This is a genomic window from Serratia sp. BNK-23 (assembly GCF_047456145.1).
GTDB classification, from domain to species: Bacteria; Pseudomonadota; Gammaproteobacteria; order Enterobacterales; family Enterobacteriaceae; genus Serratia; species Serratia nematodiphila.
Genome location: NZ_CP179900.1, coordinates 1,429,750 through 1,446,643, shown reverse-complemented (window position 1 = coordinate 1,446,643; position 16,894 = coordinate 1,429,750). Strand labels below are relative to the sequence as shown.

At 58.1% G+C, this 16,894-nt stretch carries 14 protein-coding genes; 4 read left to right on the top strand and 10 right to left on the bottom strand.

Features of this window, described 5'->3' with window-relative positions; translation table 11 throughout:
- Nucleotides 1-11 precede the first annotated feature (11 nt).
- The 6 genes from nuoF to lrhA form a co-directional block, all read right to left on the bottom strand.
- A complete protein-coding gene (gene nuoF / locus ACMGF9_RS06840; RefSeq protein ID WP_414160614.1) occupies nt 12-1,358 on the bottom strand; it encodes an NADH-quinone oxidoreductase subunit NuoF in 1,347 nt (448 codons plus the stop codon).
- A complete protein-coding gene (nuoE, locus tag ACMGF9_RS06835) occupies nt 1,355-1,906 on the bottom strand; it encodes an NADH-quinone oxidoreductase subunit NuoE (protein WP_004936034.1) in 552 nt (183 codons plus the stop codon). Before nuoE ends, nuoF begins: the two co-directional genes overlap by 4 nt.
- A 2-nt stretch (nt 1,907-1,908) precedes the next feature.
- The gene (nuoC, locus tag ACMGF9_RS06830; protein ID WP_004936036.1) at nt 1,909-3,705 is read right to left on the bottom strand and encodes an NADH-quinone oxidoreductase subunit C/D; all 1,797 of its coding nucleotides are present in this window, start codon (nt 3,703-3,705) and stop codon (nt 1,909-1,911) included.
- A 96-nt stretch (nt 3,706-3,801) separates the two neighbouring features.
- Nucleotides 3,802-4,476: a NuoB/complex I 20 kDa subunit family protein gene (locus ACMGF9_RS06825; RefSeq protein WP_004936039.1), complete on the bottom strand. Its 675-nt coding sequence runs from the start codon at nt 4,474-4,476 to the stop codon at nt 3,802-3,804.
- 15 nt (nt 4,477-4,491) lie between these two features.
- Nucleotides 4,492-4,929, bottom strand: a complete 438-nt coding sequence (gene nuoA / locus ACMGF9_RS06820) for an NADH-quinone oxidoreductase subunit NuoA (protein WP_004936040.1) — start codon at nt 4,927-4,929, stop codon at nt 4,492-4,494.
- A 708-nt stretch (nt 4,930-5,637) separates the two neighbouring features.
- A complete protein-coding gene (gene lrhA / locus ACMGF9_RS06815; RefSeq protein WP_004936045.1) occupies nt 5,638-6,582 on the bottom strand; it encodes a transcriptional regulator LrhA in 945 nt (314 codons plus the stop codon).
- Nucleotides 6,583-7,437: 855 nt separating this feature from the next.
- Here lrhA and ACMGF9_RS06810 point away from each other — a divergent pair.
- Both ACMGF9_RS06810 and yfbR read left to right on the top strand, forming a co-directional pair.
- The gene (locus tag ACMGF9_RS06810) at nt 7,438-8,652 is read left to right on the top strand and encodes a pyridoxal phosphate-dependent aminotransferase (protein WP_004936047.1); all 1,215 of its coding nucleotides are present in this window, start codon (nt 7,438-7,440) and stop codon (nt 8,650-8,652) included.
- Between the two features lie 107 nt (nt 8,653-8,759).
- Nucleotides 8,760-9,359, top strand: a complete 600-nt coding sequence (yfbR, locus tag ACMGF9_RS06805) for a 5'-deoxynucleotidase (RefSeq protein ID WP_015378582.1) — start codon at nt 8,760-8,762, stop codon at nt 9,357-9,359.
- A gap of 27 nt (nt 9,360-9,386) precedes the next feature.
- On the opposite strand, the gene ACMGF9_RS06800 is transcribed toward yfbR, so the two are convergent.
- The 4 genes from ACMGF9_RS06800 to yfbV all read right to left on the bottom strand — a co-directional run bounded on the left by ACMGF9_RS06800 (nt 9,387) and on the right by yfbV (nt 13,084).
- Complete coding sequence (locus ACMGF9_RS06800) at nt 9,387-11,237, bottom strand: SLC13 family permease (RefSeq protein WP_076740584.1); 1,851 nt, start codon at nt 11,235-11,237, stop codon at nt 9,387-9,389.
- 79 nt (nt 11,238-11,316) lie between these two features.
- A complete protein-coding gene (locus ACMGF9_RS06795) occupies nt 11,317-11,973 on the bottom strand; it encodes a sugar phosphatase (protein WP_015378584.1) in 657 nt (218 codons plus the stop codon).
- A 17-nt stretch (nt 11,974-11,990) separates the two neighbouring features.
- Nucleotides 11,991-12,485, bottom strand: a complete 495-nt coding sequence (locus ACMGF9_RS06790) for a YfbU family protein (protein ID WP_004936059.1) — start codon at nt 12,483-12,485, stop codon at nt 11,991-11,993.
- Between the two features lie 143 nt (nt 12,486-12,628).
- Nucleotides 12,629-13,084, bottom strand: coding sequence for a terminus macrodomain insulation protein YfbV (gene yfbV / locus ACMGF9_RS06785; RefSeq protein ID WP_004936061.1), 456 nt, complete (start codon nt 13,082-13,084; stop codon nt 12,629-12,631).
- Between the two features lie 358 nt (nt 13,085-13,442).
- On the opposite strand from yfbV, the gene ackA reads away from it, so the two are divergent.
- Together ackA and pta are read left to right on the top strand one after the other, a co-directional pair.
- Nucleotides 13,443-14,645 carry an acetate kinase gene (gene ackA, locus ACMGF9_RS06780; RefSeq protein WP_004936063.1) on the top strand — a complete coding sequence of 401 codons (1,203 nt, stop codon included), beginning with the start codon at nt 13,443-13,445 and terminating at the stop codon, nt 14,643-14,645.
- 74 nt (nt 14,646-14,719) lie between these two features.
- Nucleotides 14,720-16,879 carry a phosphate acetyltransferase gene (gene pta, locus ACMGF9_RS06775; protein WP_004936066.1) on the top strand — a complete coding sequence of 720 codons (2,160 nt, stop codon included), beginning with the start codon at nt 14,720-14,722 and terminating at the stop codon, nt 16,877-16,879.
- Nucleotides 16,880-16,894 lie beyond the last annotated feature (15 nt).

Here is a 16,894-nt window from a genome sequence, read left to right as displayed (position 1 = left end):
GCGAGTTCGGCTTACCAGCGCTGCTTCAGCAGATTGTTCGGCTGAATGCCGCCAATCGCATGCGCGTTGCCGAAGTGCTGCACGGCGATACCCGCCTCGAACTCTTCACGGAAATATTTAATCGCGCTTTGCAGTGGCTCTACGGCACCTGGCGCGTGGGCGCAGAAGGTTTTGCCCGGGCCGAGGGAACGGCACAGCTGTTCGAGGGTTTCAATATCCCCCGGCTGCCCTTCGCCGTTTTCCAACGCGCGCAGGATCTTCACGCTCCACGGCAGGCCGTCGCGGCATGGCGTACACCAGCCGCAGGACTCGCGGGCGAAGAACTCTTCCAGGTTGCGCACCAGCGGCACCATGCCGATTTCGTGGTCTACCGCCATCGCCAGCGCGGTGCCGAGACGGCTGCCGGCTTTACCGATCGCGCCGTATTCCATCGGCAGATCGAGATGATCGACGGTCAGGAAGTCGGTGCCCGCGCCGCCCGGCTGCCAGGCTTTGAAACGCAGACCGTCGCGCATGCCGCCGGCGTAGTCTTCCAGGATCTCGCGCGCGGTGGTGCCGAACGGCAGCTCCCAGACGCCCGGATTTTTCACCCGGCCGGAGAAGCCCATCAGCTTGGTGCCTTTGTCTTCACTGCCGGATATGCCGGTGTACCACTCCACGCCGTTCGCCAAAATGGCCGGCACGTTGCACAGCGTTTCGACGTTATTGACGCAGGTCGGCTTGCCCCAGACGCCGGCGCTGGCCGGGAATGGCGGCTTGGAACGCGGGTTGGCGCGGCGGCCTTCCAGCGAGTTGATCAGCGCGGTTTCTTCGCCGCAGATGTAACGGCCGGCGCCGGTGTGCACGATCAGCTCGAAATCAAATCCGGTGCCGAGAATGTTCTTGCCCAGATAGCCGGCTTCGGTGGCTTCCGCGATGGCGCGACGCAGGTGCGCCGCCGCTTCGATGTACTCGCCGCGCAGGAAGATGTACCCGCGGTAGGCTTTCAGCGCGAACGCGGAGATCAGCATGCCTTCCACCAGCAGGTGCGGCAGCTGCTCCATCAGCAGGCGGTCTTTATAGGTGCCCGGCTCCATCTCATCGGCGTTACACAGCAGGTAACGGATGTTCATGGATTCGTCCTTCGGCATCAGGCTCCACTTCAAACCGGTGGAGAAGCCCGCGCCGCCGCGGCCCTTCAGCCCGGAATCTTTCACCAGGCCGACGATCTCGTCCGGGGCCAGGCCTTTGAGGGCCTTCTCTGCGCCGGCATAGCCGTTTTTGCTGCGGTATTCGTCCAGCCACAGCGGCTGCTTGTCATCGCGCAGACGCCAGGTCAGCGGATGCGTTTCGGGAGTGCGTACAATGTGCTTGGTCATTGGTACTGCTCCAGTAGCGTCTCGATATCTTCAGGCTTCAGCTGACTGTGAGTGTCCTCATCAATCATCATGGTCGGCCCTTTATCGCAGTTGCCCAGACAGCAGGTCGGCAACAGCGTGAAGCGGCCATCAAAGGTGGTTTGACCCGGCTTGATGTTCAACTTCTTCTCGATAGCGGCCTGAATGCCCTGGTAACCGGTGATGTGACAAACAACGCTGTCACAATAACGGATCACGTGACGTCCTACTGGCTGACGGAAAATCTGGCTGTAGAACGTGGCCACGCCTTCTACGTCGCTGGCGGGGATGCCCAGCACTTCCGCGATGGCGTAAATCGCACCGTCCGGAACCCAGCCGCGCTGCTTCTGCACAATTTTCAGTGCCTCGATGGAAGCGGCGCGCGGATCCTCGTAATGGTGCTTTTCGTGCTCGATCGCATCACGTTCTTCCGCGCTCAGTACAAATGCATCAACGCCGCTCTGAGGAGCGGCTGCGTTGATGGGCTCGAGCGCATCATTGACTGCGTGATTGTCTTTTTGATCATGCATAGTTAGCGGTCCACATCTGACATTACAAAATCGATACTACCCAGATAGACGATCAGGTCGGAAACCAGGCTGCCACGGATGACCGATGGGATCTGCTGCAGGTGCGCAAAGCTCGGCGTACGTACCCGGGTGCGGTAGCTCATGGTGCTGCCGTCGCTGGTCAGGTAGTAGCTGTTGATCCCTTTGGTGGCTTCAATCATCTGGAATGATTCGTTGGCTGGCATCACCGGGCCCCAGGAAACCTGCAGGAAGTGGGTGATCAGCGTTTCAATGTGCTGTAGCGTGCGCTCTTTCGGCGGCGGCGTAGTCAGCGGGTGATCGGCCTTGAACGGGCCTTCCGGCATGTTGTTCAGGCACTGTTCGAGGATGCGCAGGCTCTGGCGCAGCTCTTCCACCTTTAGCATCACGCGGGTGTAGCAGTCGCTGGTGCCGTCGCCGACCGGCACTTCGAAGTCGAAGTTCTCGTAGCCGGAGTACGGGCGCCATTTACGCACGTCGAACTCAACGCCGGTCGCGCGCAGGCCGGCGCCGGTCACGCCCCACTCCAGCGCTTCTTTGGCGTTATAAGACGCGACGCCGATGGAGCGGCCTTTCAGGATGCTGTTCTTCAGCGCCGCTTTCACGTAGGAATCCAGACGCTTCGGCATCCAGTCGAGGAATTCACGCAGCAGGCGATCCCAACCGCGCGGCAGATCGTGCGCGACGCCGCCGATGCGGAACCAGGCCGGGTGCATACGGAAGCCGGTGATCGCTTCCACCAGATCGTAGATCTTCTGACGGTCGGTAAAGGCGAAGAACACCGGGGTCATCGCGCCGACGTCCTGAATGAAGGTGGAGATGTACAGCAGGTGGCTGTTGATGCGGAACAGCTCGGACAGCATCACGCGGATGGTGTCGACGCGCTCAGGCACCTTGATGCCGGCCAGCTTTTCAACCGCCAACACGTAAGGCATTTCGTTCACGCAGCCGCCGAGGTACTCGATGCGGTCGGTGTACGGAATGTAGCTGTGCCAGGATTGACGCTCGCCCATCTTCTCGGCGCCGCGGTGGTGATAGCCGATATCCGGCACGCAGTCGACGATCTCTTCGCCGTCCAGCTGCAGAATGATGCGGAACGCACCGTGCGCGGACGGGTGGTTCGGGCCGAGGTTGAGGAACATGAAGTCTTCGTTCTCGGTGCCGCGCTTCATGCCCCAGTCTTCCGGCTTGAAGGTCAGCGCTTCCATCTCCAGATCTTCTTTCTGCTTGGTCAGCACGAAAGGATCGAATTCGGTGGCGCGCGCCGGGTAGTCCTTACGCAGCGGGTGCCCTTCCCAGGTCTGCGGCATCATGATGCGCGACAGGTGCGGGTGGCCGTCGAAGGTGATGCCGAACATTTCCCAGGTTTCGCGCTCGTACCAGTTGGCGTTCGGGAACACCTTGGTCGCCGTCGGCACGTGCAGGTCTTTTTCAGACAGCGCCACCTTCAGCATGATGTCGCGGTTGCGTTCGATGGAAATCAGATGGTAGAAAACGGAGAAATCCGCAGCGGGCAGGCCGTCGCGGTGGGTGCGAAGACGTTCGTCCACGCCATGCAGATCGAACAGCATGACATACGGCTTCGGCTGTTTTCTCAGGAACGTCATTACTTCCAGTAACTGGTCAGGTTTAACCCATACCACGGGCATGCCGGTGCGGGTGGCCTGAACAGTAAAGGCTTCCGGCCCAAAACGGTTGCGCAGTTCGCCGATCACCGGGTCGTCAAGGTGATCTCGGGTCTGCCAGGCAGGCAAGGCGTCGTGCGTCGTCAAATCTGTCATAATTTTTTTTCACCACACTAAAGGGTTATTCGCCGCAAGTTTCACTTTTCGCTGTGTTAACCAATAGCGCACTAAGATGGACGTTAAATGAACGTCTTAAATCTCGTCAGGCGTCCGGAGGTTGGTCACCGCGATGCGCTCGCCGTGTTTACGCTCTCTTTCAGACTGCATATTGGCGCGGTAAACGCCCTGATCGCCGACAACCCACGACAGCGGGCGACGTTCTTTGCCGATAGATTCCTGCAGCAGCATCAGCGCTTGCATGTAAGCTTCCGGACGCGGTGGGCAGCCGGGAATGTACACGTCGACCGGCAGGAACTTGTCCACGCCCTGCACCACGGAATAGATGTCGTACATGCCGCCGGAGTTGGCGCAGGCGCCCATCGAGATCACCCACTTGGGCTCCAGCATCTGCTCGTACAGGCGTTGGATGACCGGGGCCATCTTGGTGAAGCAGGTGCCGGCCACCACCATCAGGTCAGCCTGACGCGGGGAGGCGCGCAACACTTCCGCACCGAAACGCGCCACATCGTGAACGGCGGTAAACGACGTCACCATCTCCACGTAACAGCACGAAAGGCCGAAGTTATACGGCCAAATAGAGTTTTTACGCCCCCAGTTCACCATGTCATGCAGCGCATGTTCGAGTTTACCCATGTAAACCGTGCGGTGGACCTGTTGTTCCAGGGGATCGGCGACGATCTCCTGTTTTTGCAGGGGATAACGGTCGTTCTCACCGTTCGGGTCTATGCGGGTGAGCGTATAGTCCATCTTAATGCCTCGCTGTTACTGCGGATGACTGTTGGTGTTAGTGATCGTGCTTGGTTTGCTGCGGCGTTGGGAACGCGCCGGAGTCCAATCCAACGCGCCGATGCGCACCAGATAAACCAGACCGGCCAATAGCACCAAAATGAAAATGGCGGCTTCGATAAAGCCCACCCAGCCGCTCTCGCGAATCGAGACCGACCAGGCATACAGGTATAAGGCTTCAACGTCGAAAATAACGAAGAACATGGCCACCAGGTAGAACTTGGCGGACAAGCGCATGCGCGCCGTGCCGACGGAGTCGATACCTGATTCAAACGGGGTGTGTTTGGCGCGCGCCCGGGCTCTCCCGCCCAAGAAGAACGCACCCAGCAGCATTAAGCCGCAAAGCCCGATAGCCACGACGAGAAATACGGCGAGCGCCCAGTGATGAGCGATAACTTCAGTGGTTGTTGACATACTCTATGCTTACTCATCAAAAGTGGCGTCGATCGCACTGCTCTTGTCACCGGCAGTTAGTGCGCCACATCGATTTAAGGGAAGGATAAATAACCACACAAACAAACTGCTTTTACAGCGAGTTAGGCAGCGTTTTTCTGTGGGCTTTTTACTCCTTTCTATAACCTTTTGTCAACTTTGACAAAAGTATCTACACACTAGTTTACATACGTATCATTTGATTAACATTTGATGCGCCAGGGACAGGCTAAATCGTGTCAGTTAATTTTTGTGTAGAAACAGATAGATATAAACCAACATGCACATTTCAGTTTTACTATACCATTGTCTCAGGAATTCCCTGTTCTTCCACTCACTACCTAGGGGTATTTTTTTGATCCAGGACACGTTTTCAGCATAAATCCTCAAAAAAAGTGTGGCCCTTTAACAATTTTCCTCAAATTAAGCCGCAAAAACGGCCGCCATAAGCTAACAAAATAACCCTAACATTACCATGCCTTTAACTCATTCAATCTTATTGTTCAAAAAATAAACCCAGCATCTTAAACCCGGTCAAATTCTCTTTTCAGCAACGCTTAAAAGTTAATAAAACAGCCAACTCATAACAAAATCGTCATTAAATCCCTATAACAGTAAAAATCGCCAAAAAACGGCCAAAAAAAACCTCCGCCGAAGCAGAGGTTTTTCATCAGATATCACGCCGCGGCGTTATTCTTCTTCGTCCACCAGGCTGGCATCATCCTGATCGCCCTGGAGACCGGCTTCCGCGCCGTTGAAGCCATAGCCGTCATTGCCGCCCTGCATCGCGCTGAAGATGGCCATTGCCAGTTCGTTGCTGCACTGCGCGTTTTTGCACAGCGCATACTGGGTATCCGGCAGCGGCGGCAAACCTTCCACCGCGCCCAGCACCCGCAGATCGGGGCTCATCATCTCGATCGGCCGCGCGGTCACACCCAGACCGGCCTTACAGGCCGCCCGCACCGCAGACAGCGTGGAGGCGACGTAGGCGATACGCCACGGGATACCGGCTTCGTCCAACTGTTTGATCGCCAGCGCGCGGAACGGGCTTGGTTCATCCATCACCACCAGCGGGATAGGTTCGCCGGCCTGATAGTGGTAATCGGCAGCGCAGTACCACAGCGTCGGCGACGTGCGCAGCACGATGTGCGGGTGCCCGGCCGGATCGGCCGTGGTCACCGCCAGATCGATCTCACCCTCTTCCAGCAGATCGACCATCGTCGTGCTGCGCTTTACGCGCACGTCAATGGCCAGCTTCGGATAGATGGCGGTCACGCGGTTCAACAGGAAAGGCAGAATGGTATCGGCGGTGTCGTCGGAAGCGCCGATGGTCAGAACACCTTTAATATTGTTGTACATCAGCGAGGTACAGGCTTCGTCGTTAAAGCGCAGGATCTTCCTGGCATAACCGAGAAGCTGAATACCATGCTCAGTCAGGAGTTTGTTGCGCCCATGGCGGGCAAACAGTTCTTTGCCGACCAGTTGCTCTAATCGCTGCATTTGTTGGCTGACGGCTGATTGCGTACGGCAAACGGCAACAGCCGCCGCCGCGAAGGTATTCAAATCAGCAACCGCAACAAAGGTTCTTAGCAGATCGAGGTCGAGATTAAGTATCGGACGATTTGCAGTTGTCATAGTGTATTCTTCACTTTTTTAAATTCTAATTTACGAACTACTACCCTGGTGTGTTTCTCAGACGCCGTTGAAAAGGACGGAGCCTGTTATGACAGTACCCCACTCATAAGTGGAGGGCAAAAAAATTACTTATGATTCGTTACCTCTATCGCCTTTTAAAATGCGATCTATCGATGGTGCTTATAGAACGCGGGGGACTGAATACCGGTGGAAAGGGAAAACCCCCACCGAACCTGAGATTTTACTCATTGATACCGCCTAATTTCCACTCCATTCGTGCTACTGAGAATCCTTATCAACCGGCGTTCAGACTGCATTACAGAGTAAGAAAAATAAATAATTAACGGCACCAACTTCGTGTTATCACTCAATGAATTTAATAAATTCAATCAGTAAGATTTTTACTTTAAATAATAATCCTATAACCACATAAACAATGCTTAAGCTGAAATATAAAGTAAAGCTAATGTAAATATGCCATTTTCTTAGTGTGGTGCGCTAACCGGCAACCCGCTATCAGACAACTCCGGTATTATCGTTCCTTTACAGTTTATTGAAGCCCATTCTCACTTTCGGCTTATCATTTCACTGCTACCGGCCGCGATCGCCGGCACGTCTCGTTTATCGACACGCAATTTAACAGAACAAAACCCTAGTAAAATTATAGTTCATGAAATTATGAACCACAAAATAACTTTACCTTTGCTTATCATAACTAAAATCCCCCTTTACGACATGCATTTGCACCAAAGGCGTGCAAAACCCTTCAAAAGCAACTACGCCAGGAGTACATTGGGCGGGTTGCGGCGTCCCACGGTAGGAGCGCCCCTATCCCAGCAAAAGGCTCAACTTTTTATGTCCCCCATTGAGAAATCCAGCAAACTGGACAACGTCTGCTATGACATTCGCGGCCCGGTGCTTAAAGAAGCTAAACGTCTTGAAGAAGAAGGCAACAAAGTCCTGAAACTGAACATCGGCAACCCTGCCCCGTTCGGTTTCGACGCCCCGGACGAAATCCTGGTCGACGTGATCCGCAATCTGCCCACGGCGCAAGGTTACTCCGACTCCAAGGGCCTCTTCTCGGCGCGTAAAGCGATCATGCAGCACTATCAGGCGCGCAACATGCGTGACGTGACCGTTGAGGATATCTACATTGGCAACGGCGTCTCCGAGCTGATCGTTCAATCCATGCAGGCGCTGCTCAACAGCGGCGACGAAATGCTGGTGCCGGCGCCGGACTATCCGCTGTGGACCGCCGCGGTCTCGCTGTCCGGCGGCAAGGCCGTACATTACCTGTGCGATGAGCAGGCCGGCTGGTTCCCGGATCTGGACGACATCATCAGCAAGATCACCCCGCGCACCCGCGGCATCGTGATCATCAACCCGAACAACCCGACCGGCGCGGTGTACAGTAAAGCGCTGCTGGAGCAGATCGTCGAGATCGCCCGCCAACACAACCTGATCATCTTCGCCGACGAAATCTACGACAAGATCCTGTATGACGAAGCGGAGCATCATTCGATCGCTGCGCTGGCGCCGGATCTGTTGACCGTGACCTTCAACGGCCTGTCGAAAACCTACCGCGTGGCGGGCTTCCGTCAGGGCTGGATGGTGCTGAACGGGCCGAAGAAGCACGCCAAAGGCTATATCGAAGGGCTGGAGATGCTGGCTTCGATGCGCCTGTGCGCCAACGTGCCGATGCAGCACGCCATTCAGACCGCGCTGGGCGGTTATCAAAGCATCAGCGAATTCATTCAGCCCGGCGGCCGTCTGTACGAACAGCGCAACCGCACCTGGGAACTGCTCAACGACATTCCGGGCGTCTCATGCGTGAAGCCGCAGGGCGCGCTGTATATGTTCCCGCGCATCGATGCCAAACGCTTCAATATCCATGACGACCAGAAACTGGTGCTGGATCTGCTGCTGCAGGAAAAAGTGCTGCTGGTGCAGGGGACCGCATTCAACTGGCCCTACCCGGATCACGTGCGTATCGTCACCCTGCCGCGCGTAGACGAGCTGGAAATGGCGGTCGGCAAGCTGGGCCGCTTCCTTGAAGGCTACCATCAGTAATCGCCTAGGGCGCAGCGCCTTGCTGCGCCCTTCTCTCATTGCCCGGTTGCAAAATTCGCCGTCACTGCTTCACAATGGAGCCCTCACTTGCCGTTAAAGAGAGCACCATGAGCCAGAGCCATTTCTTCGCCCATCTGTCCCGCCTGAAACTGATCAACCGCTGGCCACTGATGCGCAACGTGCGTACCGAGAACGTCTCCGAACACAGTCTGCAGGTGGCCTTTGTCGCCCACGCATTGGCGGTGATCAAGAACCGCAAATTCAACGGCAACCTCAACGCCGATCGCGTTGCCCTGCTGGCGATGTACCACGACGCCAGCGAAGTGATCACCGGCGACATGCCGACGCCGATCAAGTACTACAATCCGCAGATCGCCCATGAGTACAAGAAGATCGAAAAGATCGCCCAGCAAAAGCTGCTGGACATGATCCCCGCTGAGCTGCGCAACGATTTCCGCACCATTCTCGATGAGCACTACTACAGCGAAGATGAAAAACAGGTGGTAAAGCAGGCGGACGCATTGTGCGCCTACCTGAAATGCCTGGAGGAGCTGTCTGCCGGCAACAACGAATTCACCCTGGCCAAGGCGCGGCTGGATAAAACCCTGGAGCAGCGCCGCAGCCCGGAAATGGACTACTTCATGGAGGTATTCATTCCCAGTTTCAGCCTGTCATTGGACGAAATCAGCCTCGACAGCTCGCTGTAACCCCGCCGGCGCAGCCTCGCTGCGCCGTTAAAAACCGTAGAGCCACGGCACCACAATCACGCTGACCGCCATCACCAACAGGGTGAACGGCACGCCGAGCCGCACGAAATCGCCGAACTTGTAATTGCCCGGCCCCAGCACCAGCGTATTGACCGGTGAAGAGACCGGCGTCATAAAGGCGGCGGACGCGGCGACGGCGATAATCATCGCGAACGGGTATGGCGATACCCCCATTTCGCGCGCGGCGGCGATGGCGATCGGCGCCATCAGCACCGCCGTCGCGGTGTTGGAAATAAACAGGCCGATGGTGGCGCACAAGACGAACAGGCACAGCAGCATCACGCGCGGCCCCGCGCCGCCGGCGACGTCCATCAGCCCGCTGACGATCAGATCCACCCCGCCGGTCTTTTGCAGCGCCTGCGCGAACGGCATCATGCCGACGATCAAAATAATGCTCGGCCAATGGATCGATTTATAGGCGCTCTCCATATCAATACAGCGGAACTTGCCCATCAGCAAACAGGCGATCAGCGCCGCGATTGGGTTGGGGATTTCGTCGGTCAGCATCATCGCCACCATCAGCGCCAGACAAAACAGCGCGTGCGGCGCCTGCGTGATGGCCGGTGCCACTTCGTCCACCTCGGCCGGCAGATTGAGCACGATAAAGTCGTGGGTTTTGGCCTGCAGCTGACGAATCGCCTTCCAGTCGCCGATCACCAGCAAGATGTCGCCCAGTTCCAGCGGCTCGTCCACCAATTTGCCGCCCAGCGTCTCGCCGTGGCGGCGGATACCCACCACGTTCAGATCGTAGCGGCTGCGGAACGCCGCTTCGCGCAGGCTTTTACCCAGCAGCGCCGAGTCCGGGATCAGCGAGACCTCCGCCATGCCGACGTTGCGCGACTGTTCCGAGAAGTAATCACCGCGCAGCACCATCGGCTCCAGCCGCTGTTCGCCGCAGAATTCGCGCAGATCGACCTGGCTGTCCGACATGTCGATCAAGAGGACGTCGCCCTCGCGCAGCTCGGTGCTGCCGGAGGCGCTGACCATCACCCGCCGGAAGCGTTTCCAGCGCTCGATGCCCACCACGTTGGCGCCATAGCGCGCACGCAGGTGCAGCTCGTCCAGCGAACGCCCGATCAGCGGCGAAGCGCTGCGGACAGCCAGCCGCCGCGCACGGCCGGTCAGCTTGTAATCGCGGATCAGGTCACGGAAGGAGCGGCGCTGCCAGTCGTCGCCGGCTTTGCCCGTGTCACTGCTGCCCAGCCAACGGCGGGCGATCAGCATGTAGCCAACGCCCAGCGCCAGCACCACCAGGCCGATAGGCGTCACGCTGAAGAAACCGAAACCATGGATGCCTTCGCGCACCAGTTCGCTGTTGACCACCATGTTGGGCGGCGTGGCCACCAGCGTCATCATGCCGCTGATAAGCCCGGCGAAACTGAGCGGCATCATCAGCCGCCCCGGCGCGATCTTCATTCTCGCCGTCACGCTGAGCACCACCGGGATAAAGATCGCCACCACGCCGGTCGAGCTCATAAATGCCCCGAGCCCGGCGACCGTCACCATCAGCAGCATCAACATTTTGGTTTCGCTGCTGCCGGCGACTTTGACCAGCCAGTCGCCCACCTGATAAGCCACGCCAGTGCGCACCAGCCCTTCGCCGATCACGAACAGCGCGGCGATCAAAATCACGTTGGGATCGCTGAAACCGACCGTCGCCTCCTGCAGGCTGAGCGTGCCGCTCAGCACGAAAGCGATGATCACCAACAGCGCCACCACGTCCATACGCAGCTTGTTGGTGGTAAACAGCACGATGGCAATCAGCAGTAAACTCAGCACCCACAGTAATTCGCTGTTCAAAACGGCCTCATCCGGCAAATGTCCAAAGGCCTAAAAAATAGCATAAAAAAACCCCGCCGAGGCGGGGTCTAATCAATTAGGGTGAAGATAATGCCACTTAGGCCAGCCGGCGAACGATCGCGCCCTGCGCCGTTTTATCGACGGCGATCTGCGCCAGCGAATCCAGCCGCAGGTCGACCTGCTCCAGCTTCGGCGCATCGGCCGGGGCGTTGACCGCAATCACCTGGCAACCCGCCGCCAGGCCGGAGAGAATGCCGGCCGGTGCGTCTTCGACCACCACGCACTCGTGCGGCGCCAGCCCCAGGCGCTCGGCGCCCAGCAGATAGGCGTCGGGCTGCGGTTTACCGTGTTTAACCTGCTCGGCGGTGATAAACACCGCCGGCTGCGGCAAGCCGCCGGCCTGGCGACGGGCGCCCGCCACCGGCACCGAACCGGAGGTGACGATCGCCCAAGGGATGCCGAGCGCGTTCAGGCGCTCCAGCAATGCAATGGCGCCCGGCAGCGCGCGAACGCCGTCGGTATCCTGCGCTTCCACCTGCTCCAGCAATTGGAATTCACGCTGAATTTCCGCTTCGCTTTCGCCCGGCATAAAGTGGCGCAGAGAAGTAATGGCCTGTTTACCGTGAATGAAGTCCAGCACCGTTTGCGGGTCGACGCCGCGGCGCTCGGCCCAGTGCGTCCAGGCGCGCTCTACCGCCGGCAGCGAATCCACCAGGGTGCCATCAAGATCGAACAGAAAACCCTTACACTCCACAGAAAACCTCTTCTTAATCAAGCATTGATGATTTGCGCTATCTCAACGGCGCTCAAATGATACTGGCGCGGGCAGGCCTGCCAAATCGCCAGCATACGCTGATATTTTTCCCACATTTTGGTCTGGGCGTTAAAACCGTGGCTGCCGGAATCAAAGTGAGTATAGCGCCCCTCGGTGCTAACCAGGAAACGCACGTAACTCAGGTAGCGCGCCTCGGTCGCGGCATCGAAACCGAGAAACGCCAGGCGGCGCTCGTCCAGATCCTGCTTCTCTTTCAGGTTGCCCCAGGAAACCTGCAGCGCATGATGCATCTCCATCACGTTGATGATGGTGCGGCACACCTCTTCGCTCAGTTCGCCGAAGTCGCGATCCAGCTCGCGCATTTGCAAACCGAAGCCGCGTTCGACGATGGTTTGCAACCGGCGATAACGATCGCCGTTGTCCGGATCGAGCAGGGTCATCATCTTGTACTGATTCGACAGGATCAGCCGCTGGGCGTTGGTCATTTCCATCAGGATTTCCTCATTTCTGTGTGATGGCGGGAGCATCGCACAGCGCAAGAACGCAGGAAATCACAACTCGACCGTTCTTTGATTTAAACCGGGGTTATTGGCGCTTTGACGAGAAAGGCCGCATCAGCGCGGCCTTTTTTCATTTACAGATCGTCGAGGAAGGTTTTGTCCAGCTGCTTGAAGGCGCGCTTGAGCAAATCAGCCAACGTCTGATAGGTCGGCGTGCCTTCGAGCGGCGCTACCGCCTGCCCGGCTTCCGTCAGCTTGTTGCGCACCTCATGGAACCATTGCAACAGCGTCGGCGGCAGCGGCGTAACAGAGCGGCGCCCCAGCCACCACAAGCCCTGCATCGGCAGGCTGCAAGCGAACAGCGCGGTGGCGATCGCCGGGCCGAGCTGGCCGCCGAGCGCGATCTGCCAGGTCAGCGTGAAAATCGCCAACGGCGGCATGAAACGAATAGCGAAACGGGTGGCACGCGCAACGCGGTTCTCCGGAAAGACCGGTGCCAGACGTTTGTCTGACGGCCAGGTTTTCATATAATGCTGCCCGCGCTGGAAGACCTGAAACCAGCTTACGGAACCGGACGGTTTGCTCGTCATTGCGTACCTCAACGTCACGTAAAGAAACTAAAAGCGTGCTGCCAGAGACCATACTAAAAAATTTGAAGCTTTAAATTTATTTTGTGTTTGCACCGGGCTATCGGTATCCTAAGCCGGCCTTGTGGCCGGTAGAAGATGACGTAAATTTTGTCAACTTTTAGCCCTATAAAAATCAAGATTATTTAAACCGCAGAGAAATCATCGGTTTTTCCATCATCCTGTGATTTGTGCACTTCACATGATGTTAATCATAAATGTCATCGGCACTATGCGCTACGCTTGTTGTCTGATTGACGATTAATTCACCACGTGTGTTCGATTTTCTTTTAACAACACGACTATTTAAGTAGGTACTTCCATGTCGAGTAAGCTAGTACTGGTTCTTAACTGCGGCAGTTCTTCTCTGAAATTCGCCATCATCGATGCCGTTAACGGCGACGAATTCCTCTCCGGTTTGGCCGAGTGTTTCCACCTGCCTGAAGCTCGCATCAAGTGGAAAATGGACGGCGCCAAACACGAAGCTGCCCTGGGGGCCGGCGCTGCACACAGCGAAGCGCTGAACTTCATTGTTAATACTATTCTGGCACAAAAACCAGAGCTTTCCGCGCAGCTGACCGCCATCGGCCACCGCATCGTGCACGGCGGCGAGAAGTTCACCGCCTCCGCCGTGATCAACGACGAAGTTCTGCAGGGTATCAAAGATTCCGTGCCGTTTGCACCACTGCACAACCCAGCTCACCTGATCGGCATCGCGGAAGCGCTGAAATCCTTCCCTCACCTGGCTGACAAGAACGTTGCCGTGTTCGACACCGCGTTCCACCAGACCATGCCGGAAGAGTCTTACCTGTACGCCCTGCCGTACAGCCTGTACCGCGACCACGGCGTTCGCCGCTACGGCGCACACGGCACCAGCCACTTCTACGTGACTCAGGAAGCCGCGAAGATGCTGAACAAGCCGGTGGAAGAAGTGAACGTGATCACTTGCCACCTGGGCAACGGCGGTTCCGTCACCGCAGTGCGCAACGGCCAGTGCGTTGACACCTCCATGGGTCTGACCCCGCTGGAAGGCCTGGTGATGGGCACCCGCAGCGGTGACATCGATCCGGCTATCATCTTCCACCTGCACGATTCTCTGGGCATGAGCGTTGATCAGATCAACAAGATGCTGACCAAAGAATCCGGCCTGCTGGGCCTGACCGAAGTCACCAGCGACTGCCGTTACGTTGAAGACAACTACGACAGCAAAGCCGACGCCAAACGCGCCATGGACGTGTTCTGCCACCGTCTGGCCAAATACGTCGGCGCCTACAGCGCGCTGATGGAAGGCCGTCTGGACGCGGTGATCTTCACCGGCGGCATCGGCGAGAACGCCGGCATGGTGCGTGAGCTGACCCTGAACAAACTGGGCCTGCTGGGCTTCGAAATCGACCACGACCGCAACATGGCCGCTCGCTTCGGCAAATCCGGCGCCATCACCAAAGACGGCAGCCGCCTGGCGTTGGTGATCCCGACCAACGAAGAGTTGGTCATCGCGCAGGACGCATCCCGCCTGACCGCGTAATGCTCTCAAAACACCGTCAGCCCAGGCTGACGGTGTTGTTTTAGCCTCATGTTAATCGTGAAGAGGACTATTCTGTGTCACGTACTATTATGTTGATCCCCACCGGCACCAGCGTCGGCCTGACCAGCGTCAGCCTGGGTGTCATCCGCTCCATGGAGCAAAAAGGCGTTCGTCTGAGCGTGTTCAAACCTATCGCTCAACCGCGCACCGGCGACAACGCACTCGACCAGACCACCACCATCATCCGCAGCAACTCCACCATCCCGGCGGCCGAACCGCTGCGCATGGATTACGTTGAGGGCCTGCTGAGCTCCAACCAGCAAGACGTGCTGATGGAAGAGATCGTGGCGCGCTACCACGAGAACACCAAAGACGCGGAAGTGGTGCTGATCGAAGGCCTGGTGCCGACCCGCAAACACCAGTTCGCCAACGCGCTGAACTACGAGATCGCCAAAACCCTGAACGCCGAGATCGTCTTCGTGCTGGCGCTGGGCAACGACTCCCCGGCTCAGCTGAAAGAGCGCATCGAACTGGCGCGCACCAGCTTCGGCGGCAGCAAGAACAAAAACATCACCGGCGTGATCATCAACAAGCTGAACGCACCGGTCGACGATCAGGGCCGCACCCGTCCTGACCTGTCCGAAATCTTCGACGACTCCACCAAGGCCAGCATCGCCCATGTCGATCCTGCGCAGCTGTTCGCCAACAGCCCGCTGCCGGTTCTGGGCTGCGTGCCGTGGAGCTTCGATCTGATCGCCACCCGCGCCATCGACATGGCTCGCCACCTGAAGGCCCGCGTGGTCAACGAAGGCGACATCATGACCCGCCGCGTGAAGTCCGTGACCTTCTGTGCGCGCAGCATTCCGCACATGCTGGAACACTTCCGCCCAGGCTCCCTGCTGGTGACCTCCGCAGACCGTCCTGACGTACTGGTCTCCGCCTGCCTGGCGGCGATGAACGGCGTGGAAATCGGCGCTATCCTGCTGACCGGCGGCTACGCCATCGACGAGCCGATCAAGAAGCTGTGCGAACGCGCCTTCCAGACCGGCCTGCCGGTGTTCATGGTCGACACCAACACCTGGCAGACCTCGCTGAGCCTGCAGAGCTTCAACCTCGAAGTGCCGGCGGACGACCACCAGCGCATCGAGAAAGTGCAGAACTACGTGGCCAGCCACATCAGCACCGAGTGGATCGATTCGCTGACCGCCACCTCCGAGCGTTCACGCCGCCTGTCTCCACCGGCGTTCCGTTACGAGCTGACCGAACTGGCGCGTAAAGCCGGCAAGCGCATCGTGCTGCCGGAAGGCGATGAGCCGCGCACCGTGAAAGCGGCGGCCATCTGTGCCGAACGCGGCATCGCGGAATGCGTGCTGCTCGGCAACCCGGACGAGATCCAGCGCGTCGCGGCGGCGCAAGGCGTTGAGCTGGGCAAAGGCATCGAAATCGTCGATCCGGTCGCCGTGCGTGAAAACTACGTGCCGCGTCTGGTTGAGCTGCGCAAGAGCAAGGGCATGACCGAAGTGGTCGCGCGCGAGCAGCTGGAAGACAACGTGGTGCTCGGCACCCTGATGCTGGAACAAGGCGAAGTCGACGGTCTGGTCTCCGGCGCGGTTCACACCACCGCCAACACCATCCGTCCGCCGTTGCAGCTGATCAAAACCGCGCCGGGCAGCTCGCTGGTGTCCTCCGTGTTCTTCATGCTGCTGCCTGACCAGGTACTGGTCTACGGCGACTGCGCGATCAACCCGGATCCGACCGCCGAGCAGCTGTCTGAAATCGCCATCCAGTCTGCGGATTCCGCCGCCGCCTTCGGCATTGAGCCGCGCGTAGCGATGATCTCCTACTCCACCGGCAACTCCGGCGCGGGCAGCGACGTCGAGAAAGTGCGCGAAGCGACCCGTCTGGCGCAGGAAAAACGCCCGGACCTGATCATCGACGGCCCGCTGCAGTACGACGCCGCCATCATGGCCGACGTTGCCAAATCCAAGGCGCCGAACTCACCGGTGGCCGGCCAGGCGACCGTGTTCATCTTCCCGGATCTGAACACCGGCAACACCACCTACAAAGCGGTACAGCGTTCCGCTGACCTGGTCTCCATTGGGCCGATGCTGCAAGGCATGCGCAAGCCGGTGAACGACCTGTCGCGCGGCGCACTGGTTGACGATATCGTCTACACCGTTGCGCTGACGGCGATCCAGTCTTCCCAGGCTGACGCTGCCGCCGCCAAGGCCTGATATTCTTCAGGTTGA